Annotated in this window: 28 protein-coding genes and 1 tRNA gene; 8 read left to right on the forward strand and 21 right to left on the reverse strand. The window is 46.5% G+C overall.

Annotated features, from left to right (window positions below; genetic code table 11):
* Positions 1-491: 491 nt before the first annotated feature.
* The 7 genes from M1L62_RS23655 to M1L62_RS23685 all read left to right on the forward strand — a co-directional run bounded on the left by M1L62_RS23655 (position 492) and on the right by M1L62_RS23685 (position 5,144).
* Positions 492-962: an Lrp/AsnC ligand binding domain-containing protein gene (locus tag M1L62_RS23655; RefSeq protein ID WP_254562116.1), complete on the forward strand. Its 471-nt coding sequence runs from the start codon at positions 492-494 to the stop codon at positions 960-962.
* A gap of 93 nt (positions 963-1,055) precedes the next feature.
* Positions 1,056-1,409: a PadR family transcriptional regulator gene (locus M1L62_RS23660; protein WP_254562117.1), complete on the forward strand. Its 354-nt coding sequence runs from the start codon at positions 1,056-1,058 to the stop codon at positions 1,407-1,409.
* A 59-nt stretch (positions 1,410-1,468) separates the two neighbouring features.
* Complete coding sequence (locus M1L62_RS23665; RefSeq protein ID WP_254562118.1) at positions 1,469-2,497, forward strand: energy transducer TonB; 1,029 nt, start codon at positions 1,469-1,471, stop codon at positions 2,495-2,497.
* Between the two features lie 170 nt (positions 2,498-2,667).
* Positions 2,668-3,183 carry a 3'-5' exonuclease gene (locus M1L62_RS23670; protein WP_254562119.1) on the forward strand — a complete coding sequence of 172 codons (516 nt, stop codon included), beginning with the start codon at positions 2,668-2,670 and terminating at the stop codon, positions 3,181-3,183.
* A gap of 86 nt (positions 3,184-3,269) precedes the next feature.
* Positions 3,270-3,446, forward strand: coding sequence for a hypothetical protein (locus tag M1L62_RS23675; RefSeq protein ID WP_254562120.1), 177 nt, complete (start codon positions 3,270-3,272; stop codon positions 3,444-3,446).
* Between the two features lie 169 nt (positions 3,447-3,615).
* Positions 3,616-3,689 (forward strand) — tRNA-Ala (locus M1L62_RS23680).
* 225 nt (positions 3,690-3,914) lie between these two features.
* Positions 3,915-5,144: a site-specific integrase gene (locus M1L62_RS23685; RefSeq protein ID WP_254562121.1), complete on the forward strand. Its 1,230-nt coding sequence runs from the start codon at positions 3,915-3,917 to the stop codon at positions 5,142-5,144.
* A gap of 40 nt (positions 5,145-5,184) precedes the next feature.
* Here the strand turns inward: M1L62_RS23685 and M1L62_RS23690 are convergent, their stop codons facing one another.
* The 21 genes from M1L62_RS23690 to M1L62_RS23790 all read right to left on the reverse strand — a co-directional run bounded on the left by M1L62_RS23690 (position 5,185) and on the right by M1L62_RS23790 (position 21,932).
* The gene (locus tag M1L62_RS23690; RefSeq protein WP_254562122.1) at positions 5,185-6,150 is read right to left on the reverse strand and encodes a glycosyltransferase; all 966 of its coding nucleotides are present in this window, start codon (positions 6,148-6,150) and stop codon (positions 5,185-5,187) included.
* Positions 6,151-6,170: 20 nt separating this feature from the next.
* Positions 6,171-6,563 carry a hypothetical protein gene (locus M1L62_RS23695; RefSeq protein WP_254562123.1) on the reverse strand — a complete coding sequence of 131 codons (393 nt, stop codon included), beginning with the start codon at positions 6,561-6,563 and terminating at the stop codon, positions 6,171-6,173.
* A complete protein-coding gene (locus tag M1L62_RS23700; RefSeq protein WP_254562124.1) occupies positions 6,475-6,819 on the reverse strand; it encodes a hypothetical protein in 345 nt (114 codons plus the stop codon). The genes M1L62_RS23695 and M1L62_RS23700 overlap by 89 nt, the downstream gene beginning before the upstream one ends.
* Positions 6,820-6,897: 78 nt before the next feature.
* A complete protein-coding gene (locus M1L62_RS23705) occupies positions 6,898-7,230 on the reverse strand; it encodes a hypothetical protein (protein ID WP_254562125.1) in 333 nt (110 codons plus the stop codon).
* Positions 7,227-7,862 carry a C40 family peptidase gene (locus M1L62_RS23710; RefSeq protein ID WP_254562126.1) on the reverse strand — a complete coding sequence of 212 codons (636 nt, stop codon included), beginning with the start codon at positions 7,860-7,862 and terminating at the stop codon, positions 7,227-7,229. The genes M1L62_RS23705 and M1L62_RS23710 overlap by 4 nt, the downstream gene beginning before the upstream one ends.
* The gene (locus M1L62_RS23715) at positions 7,778-8,527 is read right to left on the reverse strand and encodes a hypothetical protein (RefSeq protein ID WP_254562127.1); all 750 of its coding nucleotides are present in this window, start codon (positions 8,525-8,527) and stop codon (positions 7,778-7,780) included. The genes M1L62_RS23710 and M1L62_RS23715 overlap by 85 nt, the downstream gene beginning before the upstream one ends.
* A 25-nt stretch (positions 8,528-8,552) precedes the next feature.
* The gene (locus M1L62_RS23720) at positions 8,553-9,383 is read right to left on the reverse strand and encodes a hypothetical protein (RefSeq protein WP_254562128.1); all 831 of its coding nucleotides are present in this window, start codon (positions 9,381-9,383) and stop codon (positions 8,553-8,555) included.
* Entirely contained in the window at positions 9,380-10,363 is a 984-nt protein-coding gene (locus M1L62_RS23725; protein WP_254562129.1) for a DUF6712 family protein, read from the reverse strand. Before M1L62_RS23725 ends, M1L62_RS23720 begins: the two co-directional genes overlap by 4 nt.
* The gene (locus M1L62_RS23730) at positions 10,341-10,826 is read right to left on the reverse strand and encodes a hypothetical protein (RefSeq protein WP_254562130.1); all 486 of its coding nucleotides are present in this window, start codon (positions 10,824-10,826) and stop codon (positions 10,341-10,343) included. The genes M1L62_RS23725 and M1L62_RS23730 overlap by 23 nt, the downstream gene beginning before the upstream one ends.
* An 8-nt stretch (positions 10,827-10,834) precedes the next feature.
* The gene (locus M1L62_RS23735) at positions 10,835-11,221 is read right to left on the reverse strand and encodes a hypothetical protein (protein ID WP_254562131.1); all 387 of its coding nucleotides are present in this window, start codon (positions 11,219-11,221) and stop codon (positions 10,835-10,837) included.
* A gap of 78 nt (positions 11,222-11,299) precedes the next feature.
* Positions 11,300-11,566, reverse strand: a complete 267-nt coding sequence (locus M1L62_RS23740) for a hypothetical protein (RefSeq protein WP_254562132.1) — start codon at positions 11,564-11,566, stop codon at positions 11,300-11,302.
* A 12-nt stretch (positions 11,567-11,578) separates the two neighbouring features.
* Complete coding sequence (locus M1L62_RS23745) at positions 11,579-12,262, reverse strand: hypothetical protein (RefSeq protein ID WP_254562133.1); 684 nt, start codon at positions 12,260-12,262, stop codon at positions 11,579-11,581.
* A gap of 89 nt (positions 12,263-12,351) precedes the next feature.
* Entirely contained in the window at positions 12,352-13,338 is a 987-nt protein-coding gene (locus M1L62_RS23750; protein WP_254562134.1) for a hypothetical protein, read from the reverse strand.
* A gap of 117 nt (positions 13,339-13,455) precedes the next feature.
* Positions 13,456-13,962, reverse strand: a complete 507-nt coding sequence (locus tag M1L62_RS23755; protein ID WP_254562135.1) for a hypothetical protein — start codon at positions 13,960-13,962, stop codon at positions 13,456-13,458.
* Positions 13,963-13,988: 26 nt separating this feature from the next.
* Positions 13,989-14,828 (reverse strand): S49 family peptidase, encoded by an 840-nt coding sequence (locus M1L62_RS23760; protein WP_254562136.1) that lies wholly within the window; start codon positions 14,826-14,828, stop codon positions 13,989-13,991.
* Between the two features lie 138 nt (positions 14,829-14,966).
* The gene (locus tag M1L62_RS23765; protein WP_254562137.1) at positions 14,967-15,356 is read right to left on the reverse strand and encodes a DUF1353 domain-containing protein; all 390 of its coding nucleotides are present in this window, start codon (positions 15,354-15,356) and stop codon (positions 14,967-14,969) included.
* A 2-nt stretch (positions 15,357-15,358) separates the two neighbouring features.
* Entirely contained in the window at positions 15,359-15,745 is a 387-nt protein-coding gene (locus M1L62_RS23770; protein WP_254562138.1) for a hypothetical protein, read from the reverse strand.
* Positions 15,746-15,749: 4 nt separating this feature from the next.
* The gene (locus tag M1L62_RS23775) at positions 15,750-16,703 is read right to left on the reverse strand and encodes a hypothetical protein (RefSeq protein ID WP_254562139.1); all 954 of its coding nucleotides are present in this window, start codon (positions 16,701-16,703) and stop codon (positions 15,750-15,752) included.
* A 63-nt stretch (positions 16,704-16,766) separates the two neighbouring features.
* Complete coding sequence (locus M1L62_RS23780; protein ID WP_254562140.1) at positions 16,767-17,327, reverse strand: hypothetical protein; 561 nt, start codon at positions 17,325-17,327, stop codon at positions 16,767-16,769.
* A gap of 136 nt (positions 17,328-17,463) precedes the next feature.
* Positions 17,464-18,003 carry a hypothetical protein gene (locus M1L62_RS23785; protein WP_254562141.1) on the reverse strand — a complete coding sequence of 180 codons (540 nt, stop codon included), beginning with the start codon at positions 18,001-18,003 and terminating at the stop codon, positions 17,464-17,466.
* Positions 18,004-18,038: 35 nt separating this feature from the next.
* A complete protein-coding gene (locus tag M1L62_RS23790) occupies positions 18,039-21,932 on the reverse strand; it encodes a hypothetical protein (RefSeq protein ID WP_254562142.1) in 3,894 nt (1,297 codons plus the stop codon).
* 197 nt (positions 21,933-22,129) lie between these two features.
* Between M1L62_RS23790 and M1L62_RS23795 the strand changes: the two genes are divergently transcribed.
* Positions 22,130-22,420 (forward strand): hypothetical protein, encoded by a 291-nt coding sequence (locus M1L62_RS23795; RefSeq protein WP_254562143.1) that lies wholly within the window; start codon positions 22,130-22,132, stop codon positions 22,418-22,420.

The following is a 22,420-nucleotide window of genomic DNA, read 5'->3' on the forward strand; positions in this document are numbered from 1 at the left end:
AAGTGCTTTTGAAGTCAGTGAGGCTGCTTTTTGTCCCTAAAACAAAAAAACACGCAGGTTTCAAAATGAACCCGCGTGTCAAATTACACTTCATCAACAAACTAAAAACCAAATAAAACTACTACGAAAAAAATCGCTTGTCAAGTTTTTTTTGCTGTAGGAGGGGGATTCGAACCACCCACGGTGAGGTTAGCCGCGGTACAAATACTGTTGGTGGTCCACCCCAGTCGACTTTCGTCGGCATTATACCGTGTTTATCCCTGATTCACCACCCCCGAGACAGGAGGGCATGGCTGCCAATTTCATCACCCTACAATGTGATATTTTGCCGATTCCAGTTTTTAAAATAAATTGTCTTCCCTGGAATGACACTGCAAAAGTAAGCGGTATAATTTTAAATATAAAATATTTGCATAAAAAAATCGAAAAATTTACGATATTTTTATAAATTGCTTTAAATAGTTGCGAAAAATTCAACAAAAATCCCCTTTATGCAGAAATATTCAGATATTGACAGTACTGATTTGAAAATTTTGTCCCTACTGATCGAGAATGCAGCGCTACCTTATACAGAGATAGGAAAGCGGGTATTTGTGTCGGGCGGTACCGTACACGTTCGAATGAAGAAGATGGAACAGCTCGGTATAGTGAAAGGTTCACAGTTACTGATTGATCCTTCTAAACTGGGGTGGGATATCAGCGCATTTTTAGGAGTTTATTTAGATAAGAGCTCTCTGTATGAACAGGTAGCACTGGAATTGGAGCGCATTCCGGAAGTGGTAAATATTCATTATACTACGGGTATTTATAGTATTTTTATTAAAATTGTTTGTCGCGATACAGGCCACCTGAGAGAAATCCTTCATGACAAAATTCAAAAAGTAAGCGGAATTCAGCGAACTGAGACGTTTATTTCGTTAGAAGAGCGTATTAATCGTTCTATTCCGCTGACGGACGAATAATTTTAAAACAAATATTACAGATTTAATAATATTTGATCTTAGTTATTGTATATATAAAAAACTTATATATATTTGTAAGGTAAAAACTGACTTATGGATACGAACACAACAAGTAACGAATATGTGCGTGGTACGCTAAAAACCATTGTTCTTAATTTACTCGCTGAACAGAAGCGTATGTACGGTTACGAAATTACGCAAGAGGTGAAGGAGCGTACGGGTGGGGCGATTGCACTTACCTTTGGTGCCTTATATCCGGTTTTGCATAAATTGGAACAGGAAGGGCTTCTTGTGACGGAATCTGTGGAGGTCGATGGGCGTCTGCGAAAATATTATTCATTAACTACGCCGGGAAGTGAGGCCGCACGTACTAAAACGGATGATCTTGAGCGTTTTGTAGATGCGATCAGGTTGTTGCTTGCGCCGAAAAGTCTGGCGACAGAATAATTAATCCACTGGCTAATAGTTTTTATTCAAGTCCTGTAATACCCTAATCTAACTTACAGATGAAACGCCTTCAAGAAAACCGAATTGAATTGCTAAGCAATTATTTGAAAAATAGTGGTCTGAGCCCGGAATTGCTGCCGGAAATCCTCGACCATCTGGCGTGCGAAGCAGAAGAAAAGCTTTGGGAAGGGAATTCGTTTGAGCGTGCTTTCAACGGAATTGTTGAAACGGCTGATGCGAAAACGCTCCAAATACTGAGTGTTGAACATAATCATCTATTAGCCATGGAAAAAACATTGAATGACATCGTTTTTGAAGGACGGAATAAGTCTTATGGGGCTTATCAGCTGCGAAAAGGTTATAACAGTACGATGCAGCGGTCGGTGCTGCTCGGCGTTACCTTCTTTTTGCTGGTTATGTTATTGCCTGATTTGTATGCCCGTTTGACGCCGGATCCTAAAAAGGAAGATATTGGCTTTGAAGCGACGCTATCAACGGTTGATATCAAACCGGAAGCAACACCTCCGCCTCCTCCGGTTGAATTGCCCAAACCGGAGCCACAAGTGAACACGAAACGTTTTATGAGTTACGACGTTTTGCCCGACAACATGGTGCCCGAAGACATAACACCTCCGACGGTCGATGATTTGCAGGACGCCGTTCCGGGACAGGCAGATATCGAAGGCAGTGGCGATATTACTGACATTGTACCTCCGGCTCCTGAGGCACCTGCCGGAAAAGGTAATTTGGTTGAAACGGAAGCGCCAAAAGAAGAGACTTTTGTTGCAGTTGAACAAGCTCCCTCCTATATGGGTGGCAACGCAGCGATGGCGGATTTTTTACGCAAGAATCTAAAATACCCACGTCAGGCAGCACAAGCAGGAATTCAGGGAAGAGTTTTTATCTCTTTCATTGTAGGGGCGGACGGGAAAATTGAAGATGTAAGAACTTTGAAAGGAATTGGTTTTGGCTGTGATGAGGAAGCTGAGCGTGTGATCAAACTGATGCCGAACTGGAAAGCGGGGCGCCAATCCGGAAATGCAGTTCGCGTGCGTTTTAATATGCCGGTAGTGTTTCAGCTTGAATAATTTTCAGGATAGAAGATATTAAAAGTACAATCGTAATATTTCGAAAAAATCCTCGCCTTAAACGAGGATTTTTTCGTTTTTTTGTATTTTAATTGAAGATGTTAAAATTGATCAGTCTTATTTTCTTCACATAACATGATTTGTTTACCTATGCAGATGTTTGAAAAGTAATGTACGCCATCGTTGATATTGAGACAACCGGAGGAGGAGGAAATTCCCGCATTACTGAAATAGCTGTTTTTCGCCACAATGGAGTGGAGGTCGTCGACTTTTTTCACTCACTCATTAATCCTGAAATATTTATTCCGCCATTCATCACCAGGCTAACGGGTATAGATAACCTGATGGTCCAGGATGCGCCGACATTTGCTGAAATTCAGGATTCTGTAAGGAAACTGACGCTTGATGCTTGGTTTGTAGCCCACAATGCCAAATTTGATTATGGGTTTCTGAAAAAGGAATTTGGTGCATTGGATGAGTATTTTCAGAGAGAACTGCTATGCACGGTGCAGTTAAGCCGGAAGATATTTCCGGGTTTAAAGTCGTACAGCCTGGGGAATTTGTGCGATAGTCTGAAAATTTCTATTGAAAATCGTCACCGCGCAGAAGGTGATGCCGCAGCGACAGTGAGGCTTTTTGAAATGCTTTTACAAAATGATCTGCAAAACCTCATTCCCATGGATTGAGGGCATGTGTGGATGATTTCGGGCAGATTTATGTGGAATGATTTTTATAATAACAGAGGTATAAATTAACCTAAATTATTATACGCATGAAAGCTTACATCAACATCCTCACCGTATTTTTTCTATTAGTTGGCCTGACAAGCTGTGAAGTTATCGGAGGCATTTTCAAAGGCGGTATGTGGACGGGAGCCATCCTGGTCATTGCTGTGATCGTATTAGTTATCTGGTTATTTACCAAAATGCTCGGCGGAAACAAGGGGTAGTCTGGTAATTTTAAAATAAATATAAGGCGAAGTATGGAAATCCGACCCCTTCGCCTTTTTTAATGTCTTGTGTATGAATATTTTGCCGTTTTAATGCAGAAAAGTGACTTAAAATGTTCTCATTTCTTTGGTTATCCCGATTCTGTCATACATCTTTGCACTCCAATCCGGGGGATTAGCTCAGTTGGCTAGAGTGCTTGCATGGCATGCAAGAGGTCATGGGTTCGAATCCCATATTCTCCACAAATGATGTTTCTGTCACCGAAAGCTACCTCAAAAGGGTAGCTTTCTTCGTTTTAAGGCCTTCTCGCTCAACATTTCCAATCTGAAAAAATCACGTTCGGTGGCACCTTTTTTGCCCAGGTGGCACTACGTAAAATTACGTGTATAAGAACGTAATGGTACGCACAATCAATTCTCGGAAACTTCATATATATAATTTCGTCCGCTCATTAACACACGAGCCGGATGAGCAGAAAAGTAAACAGAATGGAAGTCCTATTTTGGAAACACAGTACCCCCTCACAAAAAAGTAAAAATGTTAGTACAATTTATTTTCGAATTACGATCGACGGAAGCCGGGAGGAGCTTGGATCGACAAACATTAAGATCAATAATGCCGATTGGTGCAATGTCCGGCAGCGTGTTACCGGACCTGACCACCTGGCGAATTTTAAGAATGAGCAGCTGGCACTTATTGAAACAAGAGCTTGGGCTATTTACAATGACCTTCTCCGGAAAGGGCAGGGGATTACCGCGCAAAAGGTAAAGCTGTTGTTTATGGTGCCGGATAGCATCACATACATGGCAGTTTTCGGAATGTTTCAGAAGGAATACGATGCTAATCCAAAAATTGCTGAGTCTTCCAGGAAGACGTTAAAGAATATCCGCCAGCTGGTTCTCCGATATCTGATCAAAAATAATATCCAGGAAATTCTGGTTGAAGATTTTGACGAAGATATTATGAAAGGTTACGTGGCATGGGCAAAGAACCAGGATTACGCGGAGAGTTATATCGTCCGGTCGTCCCGTGGGATTAAACAGATAACAAGTTTTGCGAAGCGCAAAAAACTGATTCTTGTTGACCCTCTGATTGACTATAAAATTTCACATGAGAAACTGATCAAACCTAAGTATGTTGATTCTGTACAGCTCAACTTATGGAAAAAACATACTTTTTCCCATCCGACAGCGCAGGAGGTTGCCGATCTGTTTGTGCTTTATTCCCGTACTGGCTTTCACTATAAGGATTTGATGCAGATACTTAAAAAGCCGGATGCATACATTATCACCGGTATCGATGGCCGGCAATGGATAACCAAACCGCGCCAAAAGACCGGTGTAGAAGCCAAACTTCCGATTGAAAAATTTAAAGAGATTAAGGAAATAGTTGATAAGTACGGCGGATGGGAAAAACTTCCAACCTACGACAACAGTACGATGAACCTGTGGCTGAAATTTTGTGCAGCAGAAATCAACTTAACGCTTGTGCCGGCGCAACGCATTTATTCGCGCTTAAGCGTAAAGCACGGCCGATCGTCGTTTTGTGACTATTGCCTCAATGAATTGGGTATTGTCCGGGATGCACTTCTAACTATGATGGGACGGATATCAGCTGCTGAGCTTGAAAGATACGTACGTGGTGACGAGAGGGGAGTGGTAACGGCTTTTGATAACATAAAAGCTATGGCTAGTTAAAAGTAAAATGAGCCGACATCGATGTCGGCTCATTTTACTTTTAACACCGGAAGAACCGCGATATAATATAGATAACAATTCCAACCAGGAGAATAAACCCAATGATCTTATCCCTGTCAATCCCACCAAAATCTCTTGGTGCATCAAATATTGGTCGTTCTGGCCGGCGTGGGGGATCACAGTCCTTTTCTTTGTCACAGTAGTTTATTACCTGGGATGCGGTTCTTGGCACTTCCCATTCCCTGATTGTTCTACCTGGTGGCACAGCAGGTGGAGCCGGCCTTGCCGGAATAAACGGATCCGATTTTCTTCCATACCAGTTCACCCCGTTATCAGCTTGATGGGATTCCAGGTGAACGCCTAACAGCTCCGGTATATGGGCCCGATGTTTTCTATCCCAAAGCCTGGCAAAAAGAAGATCGCAATGATCGGCGCCGTTCGACTCCTGGGGGTACAGTTTGAAGGCTGATCTGTGGCATAGCTGAGCAAAGCCCAGTGGGCGCCAACCTTCAAACTTTCCGTTTTCGCCTTCATGGCCGTAGTAATGAACCAACCGGGCTCCAAGCGGCAATCCTGCCGATGTTAACATCCAGTTATGTTCCAATACGCCGCGCCCGTTTTTGTATTTTGTCCAGTTTTCAAAACCAACACAATTTACCCGGTCAAATCCGTAAAGAAACGATTCGTCCAGGTTGAGTTCGGTTAAAACTCTTTTTGTATCAGGTTGCAACACGATATCGCTGTCAACAAATAAGACCCAGGCATCATCATCAATATGCTTCAAACCTTCGTTTATGCCGGCATACTTATTAAAGGAAGCGCCGTTTTCATAAAACACGTCCGTTTTGACCAGAAAGTATCCAAACTCCTCACACAATGCTGAGACTTCCGTATCGGCCAAATCTGTCACAACAACAAACTTGTCAAATACGCCCAGGTTGGCTCTACCTGTTTGCTCAAAGAAATCAGCATAATTCACACACACTGTCAAGCCCTGCAATTTCATTCTCTGTAAATTATTAAAGTTTAAAAAAAGATAAGTTTAGCGGTTAGCGCTGCGCTGGCCGTGGCGAAGGTTGTTTTCCAGAAATTTGCCCAGAACAATTCCTTTTTTAGCCGCTTGATCACAATCGCTTCAGATTTGATCTGATCCAGGGCAATATCCCGTTCCAGCGTTGTTTTAAAAAGATCCCCGGTTCTGTTGTCGAGCGACTTCTGGGTATTTTTCAACTGGGCGAAATAATAATCAGCGTCGATTTTGGCCCTTGCGGCACGCCTTGCACCTTCTTCGTTCAGATAGTAGCTAACCGGCCTTAATTTTTGAATCGTATCAATTTGGGTGCGGACCAGCGTATCCTTCCGGATCGTTGTAAAGGCTGTCGAGCCAGCGCTGCAATGCCGGCTGGCCAGCAGCGTCAATACGCATATGCAGCTGCATACGAACGTTTTCCAATGAGTCGCTGGTTTTTTTTGTGGCGATATCATGAGCGGTGATGGTTATTGATACGGGAATGGATGGATTTTCGAGCTTGTTGTCAATCGATTTGTTTACTGTTTTTTCGACAGCGCCTTTGATCTGTCGGCAGGTTTGAAGGCCGGCGATCAGGCCCAGGATTAAAAACAGCCCGACTACACCAGCAAGAATCATGTAGTCGGTTTTTTTTGGAAGTCTCATAATGATTTTTGAAGTAAAAAGATGATCAGCTCCGGGATCCAGATCGGAGCTGAAAACAATAAACCAACCAAGCAGTATTTAGCTGCCCTGGCGGCCGTCTTTACCAGGGAAAGTTTTGATAACTGCCTGCTGTGTCCGGATAACAGACATTCGGTTTTGAATGATGGAGTCATTATGAATGATAAGGTTATCAAGCGCTTTAATCATACCGGCAATTTGTTTTCTGGATTTTGCTGGATCCAGCGACAGATACTGATAATTGCACCTGTCGACCAACCTGGTTACGTAAACCGTATCCGAGGGAAGATCCGGAACATCAGAGAGCGGATCCGGCCTGTTTTTTCTATGACAGGCGGATAAAAGGGCAAAGCAGAATATCAACCCGGCTGCGATCGCTAAATTTTTTTTCATATCACATCAGCGATTGCGTAGAACATCTTTATTTTCCGCTTGACGTAATACACGCCTTGCCCTTCACGGTCCACGGTATTAGCCGCGTTTTTTGCACTGGTGTTGGCACCCACACAATAGACATAGCCTTCATCCAGATCAATCCGGTCGAGTATTTCTACATGGCTGATCGCGTTTCCGTAAAAGATATAGCCCACCAGACAGCCTTTCTCCGGAAGTTTGATCATGCGCTGATTACCCCGCAGATTCTGCTGAGTGAGTACAATCCGTTTTTTAACCGTAAACCAATCCCTGGCTCTGGCCGGGTTGGCCACACCCGTCACTTTTACGCCGGCTGCTTTCAAAACGTAGTTGACAAAGCTGGCACAATAAGGTTGAGCCGGTTTGTAATTGGCCAGCCATTCAGATACGGACCGGTGATAAACCACGATCCTGGGATGATCATTACGGCCGGTCCGCTCAGTTACCCCGATCTCCTTTTTAGCGATCGTTAGTATCAGCTCGCGGACCGCATGCTTTGAGCTGTCCGGTTTTTGTGGATCCGGGTTTAATCGAGCTTGCCCGAAACCGTCAAGACAAAAGCAAAGAACAAAGCAGAAAATAAGACTACGGAAATAAGTACTCGATGCCATTCTGAAAGTGTTTTGAAGTCATTGAAAAAATCTAATTGATCCCGGTTGAAAGGATTGAAATACTTGGCATGACCAGGGAAGAAAATCGCCAGCGCTGCAATGACCGAAGCTATCCCGCCCATAAATACAGAGAAAGCAAACAGCACCTTTTGAAAGCTGACCACGTTGTATACAGCTGCATTCGGGTAGTATTCCATGATCAGATCACCGCTGCCGAAGACAATCGCCCAGCAGGCAACCACCAGGCCAAAAACCTGTAAAACGGTTTGAAGTTTGGTTACTTCTTTCTTTGGTTTTTCATCAGATTGCTGCGGATCCGCCGTCGCCTGAGCCATCCCGTACTTTGTTTCTATGGCCAGGATATCAGCCAGGATAACGTCCTTATCGTCCTGCAATTTTTTCAGGTCGGTCAGTTCAAGTTTACCCGGGAGCTTTAACAGATCCTCTGTCCTTTTCAGGTCCGCGCGGTGTTTTACCAGCAGGTTCATATCCGTCTGCTTTTCTTTTTCCCTGTTCGCCTGGGCAATTTCGTTTTGCTTTTTGCGCATGTTGTCGGCGCTGGCCAGTAGCTCTGCCGCCTTTTGTTCGATTTCTTCCGGGGTCTCGGTGTTCAAAACCAAGCCCCGGAATGGTACATTGCTTTCCTGAGTTAATGGATCTTTCATTGGTATGGTAATTAAAATTTAAATCTTAGTTTCTTCGGTTAGCCTGGTTTTGTCTCCGGATCTCCTCGTTTTTCAAATCAATGTAGGAGAGTACTTCCGGAAGGGATCGAGACATGACCGCGTCATAATTTCCGTAAACCTGGCTCTCGGCCACCTTCACAATCTGCCGCTCCCAGTCCTGGACAAACACCCCCTGATTAATCATGGCATCGTCACCGGATCCGCCGGTCATCCCGTACCGTTTCAGCAAGCGGTTGCCGGCATTGTTGAACCACTGGGCCACCAGGATCTGTGTTACGATATCGGTTTTGGCAAAGATTTTCCAGCGGCTCTCCGTTCTTACCGAGCTGAATACTTCACGCTGATCCGGATCATCTTTACTTTTCAGACGCTGCATGACATCTTTTTTTGGCCGGGTGATCGTGGCCATGAACCTAGCCAGGCTTTCCGCTCCCTGAGCATCGGTTTTTGAAGTCCAAAAACCGATCAAATGAGCCGTAGCAACGACGAATTCGGAAGTGCTCAGAAAAAAGAGATCTTCATCCGGTAGCAAAAAGGTTTTGCCGCGTAACCTTATAAAATGAAGCGGCTTTACCTCCGGGCCTTTCCATACCCATTCAAGATGGGACATCAGCCGCCAGAGCTCATCATGGTTTTCGGGTTGTTCCAACTGATACCAAACTTCTGGCGGGGCCTGGAAGAGTTTCCGGAGTAGTTCCAGTTTTACGGGTATACTTAACGGGTTCAGGTAAGCGGCTTTTACAATCGCTACCACATCACCACGTTTGCGCAAATCGGTGTAGCTGTCCACCAGCTGACAATGCGCGTCGAGTTCCTGAATAAATACCTTTTTCACATTCTGAAATGTTTTTTACCGCAATTGTCCGGCATCATCCACTCTCGGCTGCCGGGAGCCACATAAAGGCCAGAGTTAAAATATTCAGGGAATACAGCTGGGCTGGCCGTGTCATTTAAGAACTGGCGAAGCTCGGCTCTGGCATTTTCGGACCGCTCCCTGAGCAGGTCCATCAGCCATTTGGTCTGCTCGTCGACGATCGCTGTTTCATCTTGCAGGTTGTTCATCACATTCATGACACGTACACCGTTGGGCGTGAACTGTACCCGGATGAAAGGCATGGCTTCCAGCAGCGTTGCCGGCGCGACATATTCAGCCGAAAGCTCCTGCAAACGGCGATAGTTGGCATCCAGTTGCGTGCCGAGTTTCAGCTTGCCGGTTAGCGCTGAGTAAAGCGCTGCGCCCATGGTGACCTTGGCGGTCGAGCGCTCAACGCGCGCCATGTACCCCCGCAGCACCAGGTACATCCGGTAACTTTTTGTCACTTCCGGAAGCGATACCTGAAGCGCTGCCGGCGTGGCGATAATGTACACATGTCCGGTCTGGTGCTCTGCTGACTCTTTCCATTTTGGGAACTCGTCAACATGCTGCACCAAAAATTCCATCAGGCGCTCGATAGCAAAATCGGCCTTCCGGAGAATGTCTTTCTGGATATTTTCCTCCTGATAGCGGAAGAGCCCTTCAGTGTCTTTTGGCCGCTGGCGGCTGATACCGGTTTGACCGAGCTGGTAAAAGGTGTGGTACCAGGCATCAAGATATCCGTTCCAGATAATCGCTTTGGTTACCAGGCTCAGCAGCTCGGCGGTAATACCGGTGGGAGAGCTGGCAAGCTCGTCGAGCTGATCCTGGCCGATCAGGTCATGGATCAGGGTTTCTTCCACACCGTTTAAAAAGGGTTTAAGTACCTCAAAGGTGTTTTCCTTCCGGATGGCATTGCCGACAACCTCCCTTACCTGATCAATTGTTGTTACGAGATTCATTAGCTAGCGATTGTTGCCTTGCACGTTCGGCATCGGCGTTAGACTTTGCTTCATTATATAGCGCCACATACATGGCATGTTTCTGATCTGCGTCCGGATACCGCTGATCGTTCAGCCTTTTTTTCCAGATCGATACATTTTTTGAAAGGTTCCGGAGCGCCGTACCCAGTTCAAGCCCGGAGGTTGGCACCTTGTAATCCGGTTTCCGGAATTCCCTTTGTGGCTCATCGGCCGGCAGCATCCTGTTTTCCTGCAAGTACTTCCTGCGTGCCAGCTCCATTCGGTACAGGTCATCGTAGTGCAGCACCTGGTTAACCTGTTCGGGGATAGCGATGTTTTCCGGATAATCCCACAACCGGTTTGCCGCATCGGCCGCAAGCCGGTTGTAGTTGGCGATGTTTTCACACAGCTGGGCGAATGCGGTCTGGTATTGTGCTTGTGTCAGCGGCACCCCGGCCGGCATGGTGATCTTTATGCCTCCTGAGAGACTTGTATTGTCCGCTGGGTGTCGATCCGCTCCGGGTGCTGCGTTACTTCCGTCAGCTGATTCTCGTCCTGGTCGTTCTCCGGCTGCTGGCTGTCGTCCTGGTTGTTTGGCTCCTGCGTCTCTGCTTGTGGATCCGTCACTACTTTTTTTTCGACAGGTTTCTTTTTGCTGGCCGCAGGCTTTGCCGGGACTGTCTTGGCCAGCGCGTCAAGATGATTAACCAGGTCAGCATCTTGCTGCTCGTCGATGGATTCATCCGGATCACGGCCGGTAATTTCTTTGAATCTGGCTTTCCCCTGTTCTTCTGTCAGGATACCGCGCTGTACCTTTTTTACAAGATCGGCCAGAGCAATTTTTTCTTTAAGCGACATTTGATTTGAATTTTTGGAGTTGAAAGTGAGAATGGAATAAAAAAAGAGGCGGGATATTACTTCCGGCCTCTTTTCCTTCTATTTGGAGGGTTCCGTACTTGCGGCCGCCGTTGTAGTCCTGCTGGATGCTGGCTTAGGAGCCACCGGTGCCGGTAAAACTTCCGTAGTGTCGACCTGCTTCTCCTGTGGATCCGGGACTTGTTCAAACCAATGCGGGAACTGTTCAAGCAGGGCCTTGCCGTGCTCATCTCCAACTTCGGTTTCTTCCGGTCCTACCTTGACGTTCACATCACCAAACTGGAAGTTGAAAGATTTGTCTGTTTCAAATGATAATTTCAGTTTCATTGAATATTAGGTTTATACCGCAGCAGTCATGCCTGGTAAAGCGAGCGTTGATTTATAAAATGGCGGTTCAATGGTGAAGTTGTCATTGTCGCCGGTGAGCGTGTAGCCACGTTTGTCACCACCTTTTTTACCGGTATCGCCTTTCGCTTTCAAAACGATCGGGCTTAGCTTAGAACCAATCACACGGATATCGCCATCATTGGTTTCTACAAAGAAAATAGCACCGGTGTTGATGAACTTGCGGAGCTCTGCTGCCTGTGTTTTAGTAAGACCGGCGATATCAAAGCCCATACTGTGTTTGTAGGATTGATAAAAGCGGTCTCCCTGGTTCTCAAAGCTCATGAAAGCGGAGTTGTCGGCAGGGGTGATTACTGCGATCGTCTTACCGACGGCAACGGGCACGGCGACGGTAACTTCCATGGTCACCACATCCACATCCGGGGTAGCACCCAGGGGAGAGGGCCAGTCGATTTTTGTATCGAGCAAATCCTTTGTTGCGATCACACCGATTCGACGGATCCCGGCCGGGTTGGCCAGCTGCTCATCGATGTTTTTAAGGTTTGCAAAGGAAGCAAAAACAGGAGCAGCGGCTAACAGTACGCCACCAGCAGCAGCGTGTAAACCTAAAATGTCACCCACATGATACGCGACAACCGCAGCCAGGGCAACAAGTAAAAAATTAAATAGCTTTTTCATTATTAATAAGGCGTTTTTGAGTTTTGAAAACCCCTTTTCCGGGATGGAAAAGGGGCATTGTGCCGATGTCAGCAAAATGGGATACTACGCTACGGACGAATACCCAAATCGTTTACGACCATAATGTCCGCACGCACGTAGTTTGGTGCAAACCAATAGTCGGCAACAAGGGCCACAGAACGATCACGTTTGTTGTAATCAGAATCAAGCTCGGTTGAATCCTGTTTACGGTCAGTCAGGTAGACAATGTTGTCATCCGGAGTGATCATCATGAAGTCGGTTCCAGCGAGGGCCAGTACAGGTTCCAGGCGAATGTTTTTTGCAAAATACAATACCATCTGATTGAAGGAATTGTAAGTGTTCACCTGGCCGTTGGCTTTTTCAAGCGCAAATTCGTATTCGGCGATACGTTCCGGAGCACAGTAAAGTGTTGCAGGTGAATAGCCGTATGCAGGCAACTTGGTTTTATACTTCATCACCAGGCCTTTTAACTCCGGAATGATGTTGCTTTCATCAAGTAGAAATCCTGCCTGTGAGTGCGTCAAAACCAATTCTTCCGGCAATTCCTCAGAAATGATATCGGCCTGGATCAAGGTGTAGATACCATCGCAGATATCTTCAGGGTTGGTTCCGGCAGGGTTAAGATCACCCATCCAAACAGCGTTCAACGTGTCAACGCCGGCCTGCTCGACTACATACTCATGGATGTAATCCGCAAACATGAACTTGTTCGGGTCGCGTCCGTCTGTGCCTTCAATTTCAGCAAAATAGTTCGCTTCAAGCTCCAAACGCTCTATTTCAGTGATCAAAAGGTCCACTTTGGCAGGACGTACCTGGCCAACGCGGTTTTGCACTTTCATGATGTTGGATTTCGGGTTGAACGCTCCCTTCGCACCAGGCTGGGCGACAGATTTCACCACGATCGATCCCAGGATCACTTTATCCAGAACCCTCATTTTTCGGAAGTTTTTCACCTTCCCCCAGCCATCGGTGAGCTTTTTCACCATCAGGCCGTTTCCTTTGCTTTTTCTGTGCTTCAAGGAAGCATCTAAAGCACTTAAATCAACACTTGCCATTCTCCTCGTTTCGTTATTGTTGTAAAAAATCTATAAATAGGAGTGGAGTCACCCCGGCTGATATCCCTCGTTCTATCTCATTACCGATCTGTCCGTTCGGACTCCAAACCCAGTTTCTTATTCTTCGGCTTTGCGTCTGTTGTAGCTTTCGCGGGCGTCAATGTCAGCTTGGGTCAGAAATTCTCCATCCTTGGCCGAAGTTGTTGCATCTTCATCGGCTAGCGGGTTAACTGCCTGACGCAATTTGCCTTTTTGATCTTCCGCCAGCTTCAATTTCTGCTCTGTTTCAGTCAGCTTTGCAGTAGTTGCTTTATGCGCTTTCGCCTCAGATTTTAGGGCATTTTTTGCCGTTGCCAGTCCCTTCTCCAAAGCAGAAAGACGAGCTTCAACGGTTGAGCCTTTCGGGTCAGCATTTTTGGGATCCGGAGTTTCATTCTCATCTTCCAGGTCTTCGTCTTCATCATCTTCATCGGTTTCGTCAGATTCAACAGACGATTGTACCGCGCCGGCTTCCTCCAAAAACTTAGCATACTGTTCAGCGCTTAAGCTTTCAGAAATAATTTTGTGAGAAATGCCGAAAGCATCACTCAGCCATGTTACAACACTCTTTTTCGGCTTACTCATTATTGTTAGATTTTAAAATTGATACATTATTTTGCTAGCTCAATGACCCTTTTAACAGCACTGGTCAGATCGCCTTTGCGGTCCGCAAGACCTTCTTTGAGCGCGTCGTTGGCACCATACATTTTTCCGGTTAGTACGGAATTATTGATTTTTCCGGAGCGGCCGCGTTTCACAGCACCCGCGAATTCTTTCTGGCAAGCATCAAGCATGGATTGTAGGTCGGCACGAGCTTCATCAGAAATTGCTTCGATCCAGTTTACACGTGCTTTGTCCACAGAGGCGGTCGCACGCATAATCTCCATTTCGATCCCCTCCATTTCCAGATTTTTAGCATAGTTTTCCAGGATAAGCAAGGTGCCGATAGACCCAATGGAGCTGGCAGCCTGATCTTCTATAAAGATTTCATTACACTGACTTGCTACATAGTAGGCTGCACTTGCACAGTAGGAGGTTTGTGCGATGATCGGTTTTGCCTTTTTGAACTGGGCGACCGCATCAGCAAAAGCCGGTGTGCTATCAGCTGTTCCACCAGGGGAATAAAATTTTAGAACGGCACCCTTGTAATCACTATCCTGTGCAGCAGCATTTAATTGACGAATAAAAAATTCATTTCCGTAACCCCAATAGCTTGACCGGCTCATTTCTCCATGAACGGGAAGAACCAGTACACTTTGATCTGGGGAGTTTACACTTGTCAGGTAATCGTTCCAGACCTTTGTTAAACCGGAAGATAGTATACGCTTTTCAAATGAAGCTGGCAGGGTAGGCGTGAACGGGCCTTTTGTATTGTTCCTGAGCTTGAATTGAAGTTCAGGCAAATGGGCCTCGCAAATTTGCCATATGTATTGTGTTAAAAGCGGATTCATGTAACCTGGTTAAATCGGTTCGATTTGATTGTGGATACAAGGATATCAGGTAGGATCAAGGGTGGAAAGGACATAAAAGAACATCCGCCCCAACGGAGCGGATGTTGCAACCTTTCAAAAGAACACCACAATTAAACTTTATTTGGTCCACCAGCTTTTACCAAACAGCCGAATGATGCCGTAGACAAAGGCGGCTTGCCACATCGGAACACCGTCATTTAAACAGTGGGTCAGAAATAATTTGTCAGCAAAGGCCCGAGCCTGGTCGGCGCCCAGCTTATCTTCATTGATACGGTTATCGTACATATAATCGTGCAGGATCGAAGCATTGGCCATCAGACCATGAGGCGGGAAAATACTCCAGGCAATCCGGGGAACGCTGGCAAAGTCGGTGGGATATCCCGCCGGCATTACAAACAGCTCCTTGCCGGATTCCAGTTTAAAGGAACAGTCCTCAGTCAGCTCAAACCAGTCGATTTTTGATTTTGCGTATGATTTACGCAAACGGATATCGGGATAAACTGTCATGATCAGGTGAACCGTCCAAGTGCGTCTGCTTCGAGAACCGCGCCGGTCGTGATGGCAAAGGGATTGGCACCGTTTTCGACAGCAGCTTTCAGCCAGGTGTACTGGCCGATGGATCCGGCCGGGTAGTTGCCGTTTGCATCTTTGAAAACCAGAGCACCCGTTTCCGGATTAACCCTGCTCGAATCATCTGCAATCAGAAGGAAAGGATCCCGTTCAATAGCTGCGAATGCATTCAGGCGTTTTCCGGTCTGATCGTAATGCTCAATCTGGCAGATCAGGGTAACGGAGCAAAACTTGTAATCTTCGTTTTTACCGAGCACGGCAATTTTTCGTACCACATCCGGATATCCCGGGGAAGGTGAAATTTCAATACGTTGAATATGATCCATGGTTTTAGAAAGTAGTCCAGGCTATTTTTTTGATCACGCCGCCGTTTTTCCGGAACAGCCAGCTGTTGTCGCTCGTTGTTTCGCCCTCAAGAACATTGGCATCCGTGGAGCTTGTTGGGGTGTAGTTGCGGATGTAGAGCTTAGTCCCGTTAAAACCAATGTCATACGCCGCCCCGGCCGCGGGAGCGTCGGAGTACATCTGATCGTAATAGATGTATGACGTACGAGAATAAATGATCGGATTAACACCTTCTTCATACGGAGCAAAAATGACGGTGTTGGTTCCTGCAACTAGCTTCATCACATTAACCCCGATCATCTGGATCTTAAAGCTGGTGCGATATTCTTTTCCGGTCATTTTTAACAGACGGATACCACCTTGCAACATGTTGTAGTCGAAGACGGGCAACGATGTAACATTTCCTCCATGCCCTTCTGTTTCTATAACTCCCAATCCACCGCCGAAGGTCATAAACTGAACGTTCAGAGCACTTAACATGAGGCAATAATTTCCATTGTTCGCTGGTAATTTCCGGATATAGATTTTACCATCACCATAAAAGGCGAACCAGATATTAGTCGCATTCAGAGTCATGTTTGCCGGAATTTCAACAGTTCCAATAATGTACACTGTCAGGTTGACTGCTTTGTCTGAATAAAGCTGGATTGCCCTGGCCATGGTTTTTACTGCCAGAGCATAGCTCGAACCATTGTTCGCGTCATTCCCAGTTGTACCGTTGATGTAAACAATAGCGTTCAAAGTCAAACTCCTTGCTACAAAATTTGTATTAAGTCCCTGAGTGAGTGCTTCACCTGCTGCGGCTCTCTCATCGCAGCGGAGCACCGTGTTTTTTAAGGCATCGCGTAAGTCTGCCTCCGAAATCTCCCGATTTTGATTATCCGGAAAAATCGAGTCAATGAAGGCGTTGAATTGCGCGACTGTCCAGTTTAAAGCCATATAAATGAATTTTTAAAATAATACCGAAGGTGTTCTGATATCCTTTTGCATCAAAGGACAGCATCAGGATTCAAATGCTAATGAGAACCCATGGGTGAAACCGGCATTGGTTGGGAAAATGCTTTCATCCTCATATCCGGGGATCCGGTGGTACGGATAAAGCTGTTCTCCGGAAAGCGAAAAGCTCATCGGATTGCTGTCTTTTGGTGTGGCCCCGGTGGTAGCCTGCATACTTAAATCCAGGCCATAGGGGGTGCCACCAAAAAGCCGGATGGATCCGTTGTAGGCTTCGGTGATGGCCAGCCATTTGTTAAAGACATTGGACTGCATCCACAGCAATACTTCATCCTGGATATGGGGTAGGGAAAAGCCCAGATTTTGCACCCAGTAATAATCGCCGGTGTTTGTTTTTTGCAAAGCAGTATTGGCCACACAGGATAGATCGGATGGGAAGATAAATTCATAAAGTACCACATCACCCTGGGGAAGGAGTGAAACCTGGTTTGTCTGGATGCCAACCGGTAGTAATTTGACGGTATCAGCATCGATCAGTTTTAACCTGCGGATCCCTGAATTGTTGAGCTGCTGCGGCTGCCATAGCCGGATAGTTTGCGTTGTTGCCATGCTACGAAACTACCATCAGCGGCCGCGTTTTGAAAGGACAGAAAACCCGGGGTTTTTAAACAGAAAAACCGCCTAATTGTTGAAATCAGGCGGTTTTGTATCCCGACAAAAAGGTTGTAGCCCGGACAAAGTTGTCTTAAATCCGACGAAAAGGTTGCAGCCCGGACAAAACTGGCTGCGAAAGTTGCCTGTTTTCCCTGTTTTTTTTCTGAATCACGTCCAAATAGTCCCGATAGATCTTGCGAACCGTTTCCCAGTCGATATCCTTGTCGCCAGCATCGTCGGTGACAATGCCCCTACGCGTGAGAAAAGAGCGGACCATCCAGGAGTAATCATCGTTAGGATGAACGTAATGAATAGCTGCAACTTCCTTGATGAGCGCACCCCGGAAATGTTCAACCAGGAAGCATTCGAGCACCTTGTATTTTTCGACCGGTACATCGAAGGATTTCTTTTTACTGTTGTACTCAAAGGTGATCCATTCAGAGCCGTTGGGCAGCTGCCGCTCCTCGAAGATCTGCGTGTAGCTGATTGTGTTGGAAACGGCAAAGATCATCTCGCCGAGCTCTGATCGTTTGGGAACATAAATTGCGTTTGCCTGTTTTCTGTAACCTTCCTCTGATAGAATAAACTTCTTGACGTGCCGTGGCACAATTAGCGAAATTGTTTTAATCATTTTTAGGGATGTTGAAGTTCAAATATAATCATTTTTCAGGCACCAAGCGCACTAATTCGGCCCATAATGGCGTATAGCACACCATTCGCATTGCTTTCACGGACAGCACCTTCGACGCCTCGGGTAGCACCAACATTTTCCAGTACTGCACCGCGCACATCAAGGATGCTCCCTTTCAAAGCTGCTACTTCCGTTGCCATTTTTTCGAGTGCATCCGCTGTACTGGTAGCGCTCTCCATAACGGATTTAATAACCAATTCCAGCGCTTTGATAATGCTTTCGTCACCATCGGCGATCGTATCAATAATTTCCTGCAACAATTTCAGTTGCGCTTCGGCCTGTTTTTGAGAAGCCTGAAAAGCTGCCTGAGATTCGGCGGTACTTGGGTTCGGTTCACTTCCATCGATACCACCAAAAGCACCCGTGTCAGCCGAAGGCATATCGGCGGAGTACGCGTCAGCTTCGGCCTGAGCGGCAGCTGCTTCGGCTTCGGCGGCTTTGGCAGCAGCTTCTGCTTTTTTCTTTTTGCTACCAAACAGGTACATGTCTTTTTGCCAGTAAGGACTTTCAAACATACCGCCATCACGGAAGGCGGGTAATCCAGGTTGAGAGGCTATGGCTTTTTTACGCATGCCCGGACTCCGGGCGTTCCGGAACATTTCATGGATCAAAGGTAAATTTGCCTCGGTCTGGTCCGCACTAATAATGGCTTCACCACCTTCCATTTCGCCCACCTCACGACCACTGGCGCGGTCGATGAGCGCAATGCCTCCATCACTATATCTTGCCCCGTGCTTTCCACCTTGTATCACTGCACCTGGCATACCGCCCTGAGCGAAAGTGGGCTCTGGCTGGTTTTTGATCTTGGCAATTTGTACACCGGTCACCACGGCTGCCGTTGCCGCCAAAATGATGTTGAGCGGGAAAAAGTTGGCAAGTGCTTTCAGTACAGCGAGGGCACCGGTGATCAAAGCGGTGGCGATATCGGCCTTTTTCTGGGCGCGAAATGCCTTTTGTTTTTCAGCCATTTCCGTTGCCCTGGCTTTCCGGTTCTCGGCCGCAATGGTCTCTTCCAGGTCTGCCTTGAAATCGGCCTTTTTCTCTGCTTCGTCGCTAGCCAGTGTAATTTGCTTTTCGCTGCTTTTCTGAGCATCGGTTAACAGCGTGGCCGAGCTTTCCATGGAGAAGTCTTTCAGCTCATCCAGCATCTGCATTTTAGTCTGCCCTTCTTCGTCCGCCAGCCGAATCTTCTCAGCGCTTTCTTTTCTGGCCATGTCAATTTTGGCCTCGATCGCGCGTTTCTCGTCTTCGGTTTTGGCAAGGTTGGCAAGACGTTGAAGATCCTGAATTTTGGCTTCTTCGGCAGCTTTCATTTGCTGCAACTGCTCGGAATAGTATTTTTTCAGCGCATCGCGTTTCTGTTCTTCCGTTGTGGTTTCGGAGGTAAGTATACGCTGGAGTTCTGCCAGGCGGTTGGTTTCAGCATCTTTGAGGGCGGTGACGTAGTTTGAGCTACTGGTGATCATCGACTCAGTTACCGCCAGTTCCTGGTTAAGAATAGCTACCTTTTCATCGCGCTCCCGGTTGGCTGTGTCAATGGCTTTCTGCGCTTTTTTCTGAGCCAGGTCATTCAAAAAGCCAACAGCTGCTTGTGCTGCCTGAGCGCCGGTTTCGTAATTGGCGGTATCAGCAGCCAGGCGCTCCTGCCAGGCTGCTTTATGTCCGGATACAATCTTGCCGGCACCCTCCAAAAATCCGGAAACGTCACCCTTTAAAAGAGAAGCGAACGCATCTGAATAAGCCTTAATGTTTGCCTGTTTCTTTTCTCTCAGATCATCATCGATCGCCTTTTTATCGGCAGCAGCTTGTTTATCAGCTGTGATTGATTCCTGGTGATAGCGCCGTTCAACAGCCAGGATCGCGGCTGCAGCCTGGTCTTTGTCAGTATAGTCAGCAATGATCCGGGCTTTTTCGGCGGCTTCCTCCTGAGCCAGGTTTTCTTTTAGGTAGGAGAGCTGCTTGTCAAGGCGCTCCTTTGCTATTCTGGCAAGTTCGTTGGCATTGTTTTTAGCGGCAAGCTGTCTGAAATCGAGAATTTCCATCTCGGCCACACGCTGCTGCTCATTGATAAACTTGGCGTTTTCAGCCTTTTTGATGGCCAGCTCCTGGTCGGCTTTAAGGGTTTTAACCCGAAATTCTTCCTTTGATTTCTCAACCGCATCATCCGCATTCCGGTTGATGGCTACGCGCGCGGCCTCTTTGGTGGTTTCGTCGGCCAGCGAATCATTGATCTGTTTTAGCCTTTTACGGCGGACCTCGTTGATCTTTGCTTCCTCGGATTCAAACGTGTTTTTGGCGATCGTGGCATTGTTCTCACTTTCGAGCTGAGCGATCAGTTCAAGTGCTTTGGCGCGGTCCGCTTGAACCTGTTTGTCGTATTTTTCTTCGGCGGTACGGAAACTTTCAAGCTCCTTTTCCTTTAATTTTTCCCGTTTTGCAGCCTCTTTTTGCTGAGCCGCCGTAATTTCTTTTTGATGCGCTTCAGCCTGTTTTTTACCAGCGAAAGCTGCCTGGGTTTCCCCTTCCGGATTTTTCCAGATTTTGACGATTTCTTTTCCGGTCTTAATACCTTCATCGCCCAGGGCGGTGAGCGATTTTTTGCCATAGTCAGCGGCTTCGGTGATCGCTTGTTTTGCACCGGCAAGGTTTCCCTTTGCGGCTTCGAAAGCGGCTTCCGCGAGCTTGTAGATCACCATACCGGCATTATTGACTGTCTGAACAATGCCGACGACGACCCCTTTGATCACGAGCGCTGCGGATCCGAACGCTTTGCCAAAAAGACTCAAAGCGGGTACACAGGCAATAATCAAATCCAGGATAGCGACGAAAACAGGCCTCAGATAGGTGCCGATTTCAACCATCAGCATGTCAAAGCTGTCGGATAAGTTCGAAGCCTTGCCGCCTAAAGTCTCCATCATAGTGGCATTTTGACCGGCCACGCCTTCCATCTCGCCGAAAGCGATAATGGCAGCATTAATGGCTTCGGGGGTATTCGCAACGGTTTTTTGCATCCCCTTGAAAGAGAATGTTGTCTGATCCCCGGATTTTTTTGCGCTGATACCGAACTCTTTCAAGCGCTCATTTTCTCCGGATATCGCGTCGAGCGCTGCCTCGGTCAGTTGGTCAAATGATTTCCCCTGGGAAGCGGCCAAATCGGCCAGGGCGGTCATTTCCTTTTGAGAGGGACGGAGGCCCCGGTTGACAAATTTCACGTAGCCTTCGGTCAGCTCGTCGACACCGAAGGTGGTATTGGCGGCCATTTTCTGGATCGCTGCCATTGCAGCGGCAGCTTCCTTTTGGCTGCCCAGAGCAGTGGTTAAGACTTTGTCATACTTCTCAAATTTGGAAGTAGTATCAAAGATTTTCATGCCCAGATCATAGATGAACTGAACCACGGCCAAGGCTAAAAATGCATTGAAGGCTCCTTTAACGGTGTTAACACCGGTAACCATTTTGGACCAGAGTCCTTTTTTGTTGGGATCGTCAAGCGCTCCGGACACATCCTTCATGCCCTTTCCAACCGCCACCATGCGATCTTCAACTTCTTTGAGTTGTTTGGATTTGGCAATGAAATCGGCAGTTCCGGGAGTCATTTTACTGATCTCCCTGGTTAGGTTCGAAACCTCAGTTTTTAGTTGTTTGTAGTTAAGGCCAGTGAGTCCTATTTCACTTCGAAGTCTTGCCTGCTCGTCAGCGTTTTTATGGATCTGTTTGTTAAGCTCTGCCCATTCAGCAGAGCCTTTGGGAACTTCCTTGATTGCTCTTTCCAGATTTCTGGATTCCTTTTCAAGTATTGCCAGTTCATTCCGGGCTTTATCACCGTCAATTTTTAGGGTGATACTTACGGTTTCATTTTGCTGTAAAGCCATTTCTCCTCAATCTTTCTACACGTCCGGAGACATTCCCGGAGTTAACCAGGTGCAAGAAAATTGAAGGGTTTTAGGAGCAAAAGGACATGAAAATGGAGCTTTCAGCTCGTAGACAATATGTAACTTGTTGTATTGGCACTATCGAAAGCAGAAAATTGTTTGCTTAAAGTGTCATATATAATTTAAATTATTTCAGTATGAGTGATTTTCCTGAATTTGCTATTGAAGTTCGTGACGGTAAAGGATATCCGCATGATCTGTCGACCGAAGCTGTCGAGTATTTTGAAAAAAATAAGTTCAAAGGTGTTTTTGAGTTGGAGAACCCAAACTTATCGGACGGCAAGATTTTTAATAATGAGGAATGGCTTTTAGTTAAACAATACCGTAAAAAGGGTGAGAAAGAGTGGAAACATGATAGTAATTTCTCTTTTCAACCTCATTACCCTGAATCTGGCGAGGAGTATCGAACTGTCTATAAGATCAAGTAA

Origin of the sequence: Dyadobacter diqingensis (assembly GCF_024220585.1) — a bacterium.
Classification (GTDB): domain Bacteria; phylum Bacteroidota; class Bacteroidia; order Cytophagales; family Spirosomataceae; genus Dyadobacter; species Dyadobacter diqingensis.

Coding starts and splice junctions, on each gene's coding strand:
- M1L62_RS23685 (WP_254562121.1), top strand. CDS start 3,915: ATGAGCAGAAAAGTAAACAGAATGGAAGTCCTATTTTGGAAACACAGT.
- M1L62_RS23745 (WP_254562133.1), bottom strand. CDS start 12,262: ATGAAAAAGCTATTTAATTTTTTACTTGTTGCCCTGGCTGCGGTTGTC.
- M1L62_RS23690 (WP_254562122.1), bottom strand. CDS start 6,150: ATGAAATTGCAGGGCTTGACAGTGTGTGTGAATTATGCTGATTTCTTT.
- M1L62_RS23705 (WP_254562125.1), bottom strand. CDS start 7,230: ATGAAAAAAAATTTAGCGATCGCAGCCGGGTTGATATTCTGCTTTGCC.
- M1L62_RS23755 (WP_254562135.1), bottom strand. CDS start 13,962: ATGAGTAAGCCGAAAAAGAGTGTTGTAACATGGCTGAGTGATGCTTTC.
- M1L62_RS23775 (WP_254562139.1), bottom strand. CDS start 16,703: ATGGCTTTAAACTGGACAGTCGCGCAATTCAACGCCTTCATTGACTCG.
- M1L62_RS23655 (WP_254562116.1), top strand. CDS start 492: ATGCAGAAATATTCAGATATTGACAGTACTGATTTGAAAATTTTGTCC.
- M1L62_RS23715 (WP_254562127.1), bottom strand. CDS start 8,527: ATGAAAGATCCATTAACTCAGGAAAGCAATGTACCATTCCGGGGCTTG.
- M1L62_RS23765 (WP_254562137.1), bottom strand. CDS start 15,356: ATGACAGTTTATCCCGATATCCGTTTGCGTAAATCATACGCAAAATCA.
- M1L62_RS23670 (WP_254562119.1), top strand. CDS start 2,668: ATGTACGCCATCGTTGATATTGAGACAACCGGAGGAGGAGGAAATTCC.
- M1L62_RS23735 (WP_254562131.1), bottom strand. CDS start 11,221: ATGTCGCTTAAAGAAAAAATTGCTCTGGCCGATCTTGTAAAAAAGGTA.
- M1L62_RS23725 (WP_254562129.1), bottom strand. CDS start 10,363: ATGAATCTCGTAACAACAATTGATCAGGTAAGGGAGGTTGTCGGCAAT.
- M1L62_RS23780 (WP_254562140.1), bottom strand. CDS start 17,327: ATGGCAACAACGCAAACTATCCGGCTATGGCAGCCGCAGCAGCTCAAC.
- M1L62_RS23660 (WP_254562117.1), top strand. CDS start 1,056: ATGGATACGAACACAACAAGTAACGAATATGTGCGTGGTACGCTAAAA.
- M1L62_RS23770 (WP_254562138.1), bottom strand. CDS start 15,745: ATGGATCATATTCAACGTATTGAAATTTCACCTTCCCCGGGATATCCG.
- M1L62_RS23785 (WP_254562141.1), bottom strand. CDS start 18,003: ATGATTAAAACAATTTCGCTAATTGTGCCACGGCACGTCAAGAAGTTT.
- M1L62_RS23675 (WP_254562120.1), top strand. CDS start 3,270: ATGAAAGCTTACATCAACATCCTCACCGTATTTTTTCTATTAGTTGGC.
- M1L62_RS23760 (WP_254562136.1), bottom strand. CDS start 14,828: ATGAATCCGCTTTTAACACAATACATATGGCAAATTTGCGAGGCCCAT.
- M1L62_RS23795 (WP_254562143.1), top strand. CDS start 22,130: ATGAGTGATTTTCCTGAATTTGCTATTGAAGTTCGTGACGGTAAAGGA.
- M1L62_RS23790 (WP_254562142.1), bottom strand. CDS start 21,932: ATGGCTTTACAGCAAAATGAAACCGTAAGTATCACCCTAAAAATTGAC.
- M1L62_RS23730 (WP_254562130.1), bottom strand. CDS start 10,826: ATGCCGGCCGGGGTGCCGCTGACACAAGCACAATACCAGACCGCATTC.
- M1L62_RS23665 (WP_254562118.1), top strand. CDS start 1,469: ATGAAACGCCTTCAAGAAAACCGAATTGAATTGCTAAGCAATTATTTG.
- M1L62_RS23710 (WP_254562126.1), bottom strand. CDS start 7,862: ATGGCATCGAGTACTTATTTCCGTAGTCTTATTTTCTGCTTTGTTCTT.
- M1L62_RS23700 (WP_254562124.1), bottom strand. CDS start 6,819: ATGAGACTTCCAAAAAAAACCGACTACATGATTCTTGCTGGTGTAGTC.
- M1L62_RS23740 (WP_254562132.1), bottom strand. CDS start 11,566: ATGAAACTGAAATTATCATTTGAAACAGACAAATCTTTCAACTTCCAG.
- M1L62_RS23750 (WP_254562134.1), bottom strand. CDS start 13,338: ATGGCAAGTGTTGATTTAAGTGCTTTAGATGCTTCCTTGAAGCACAGA.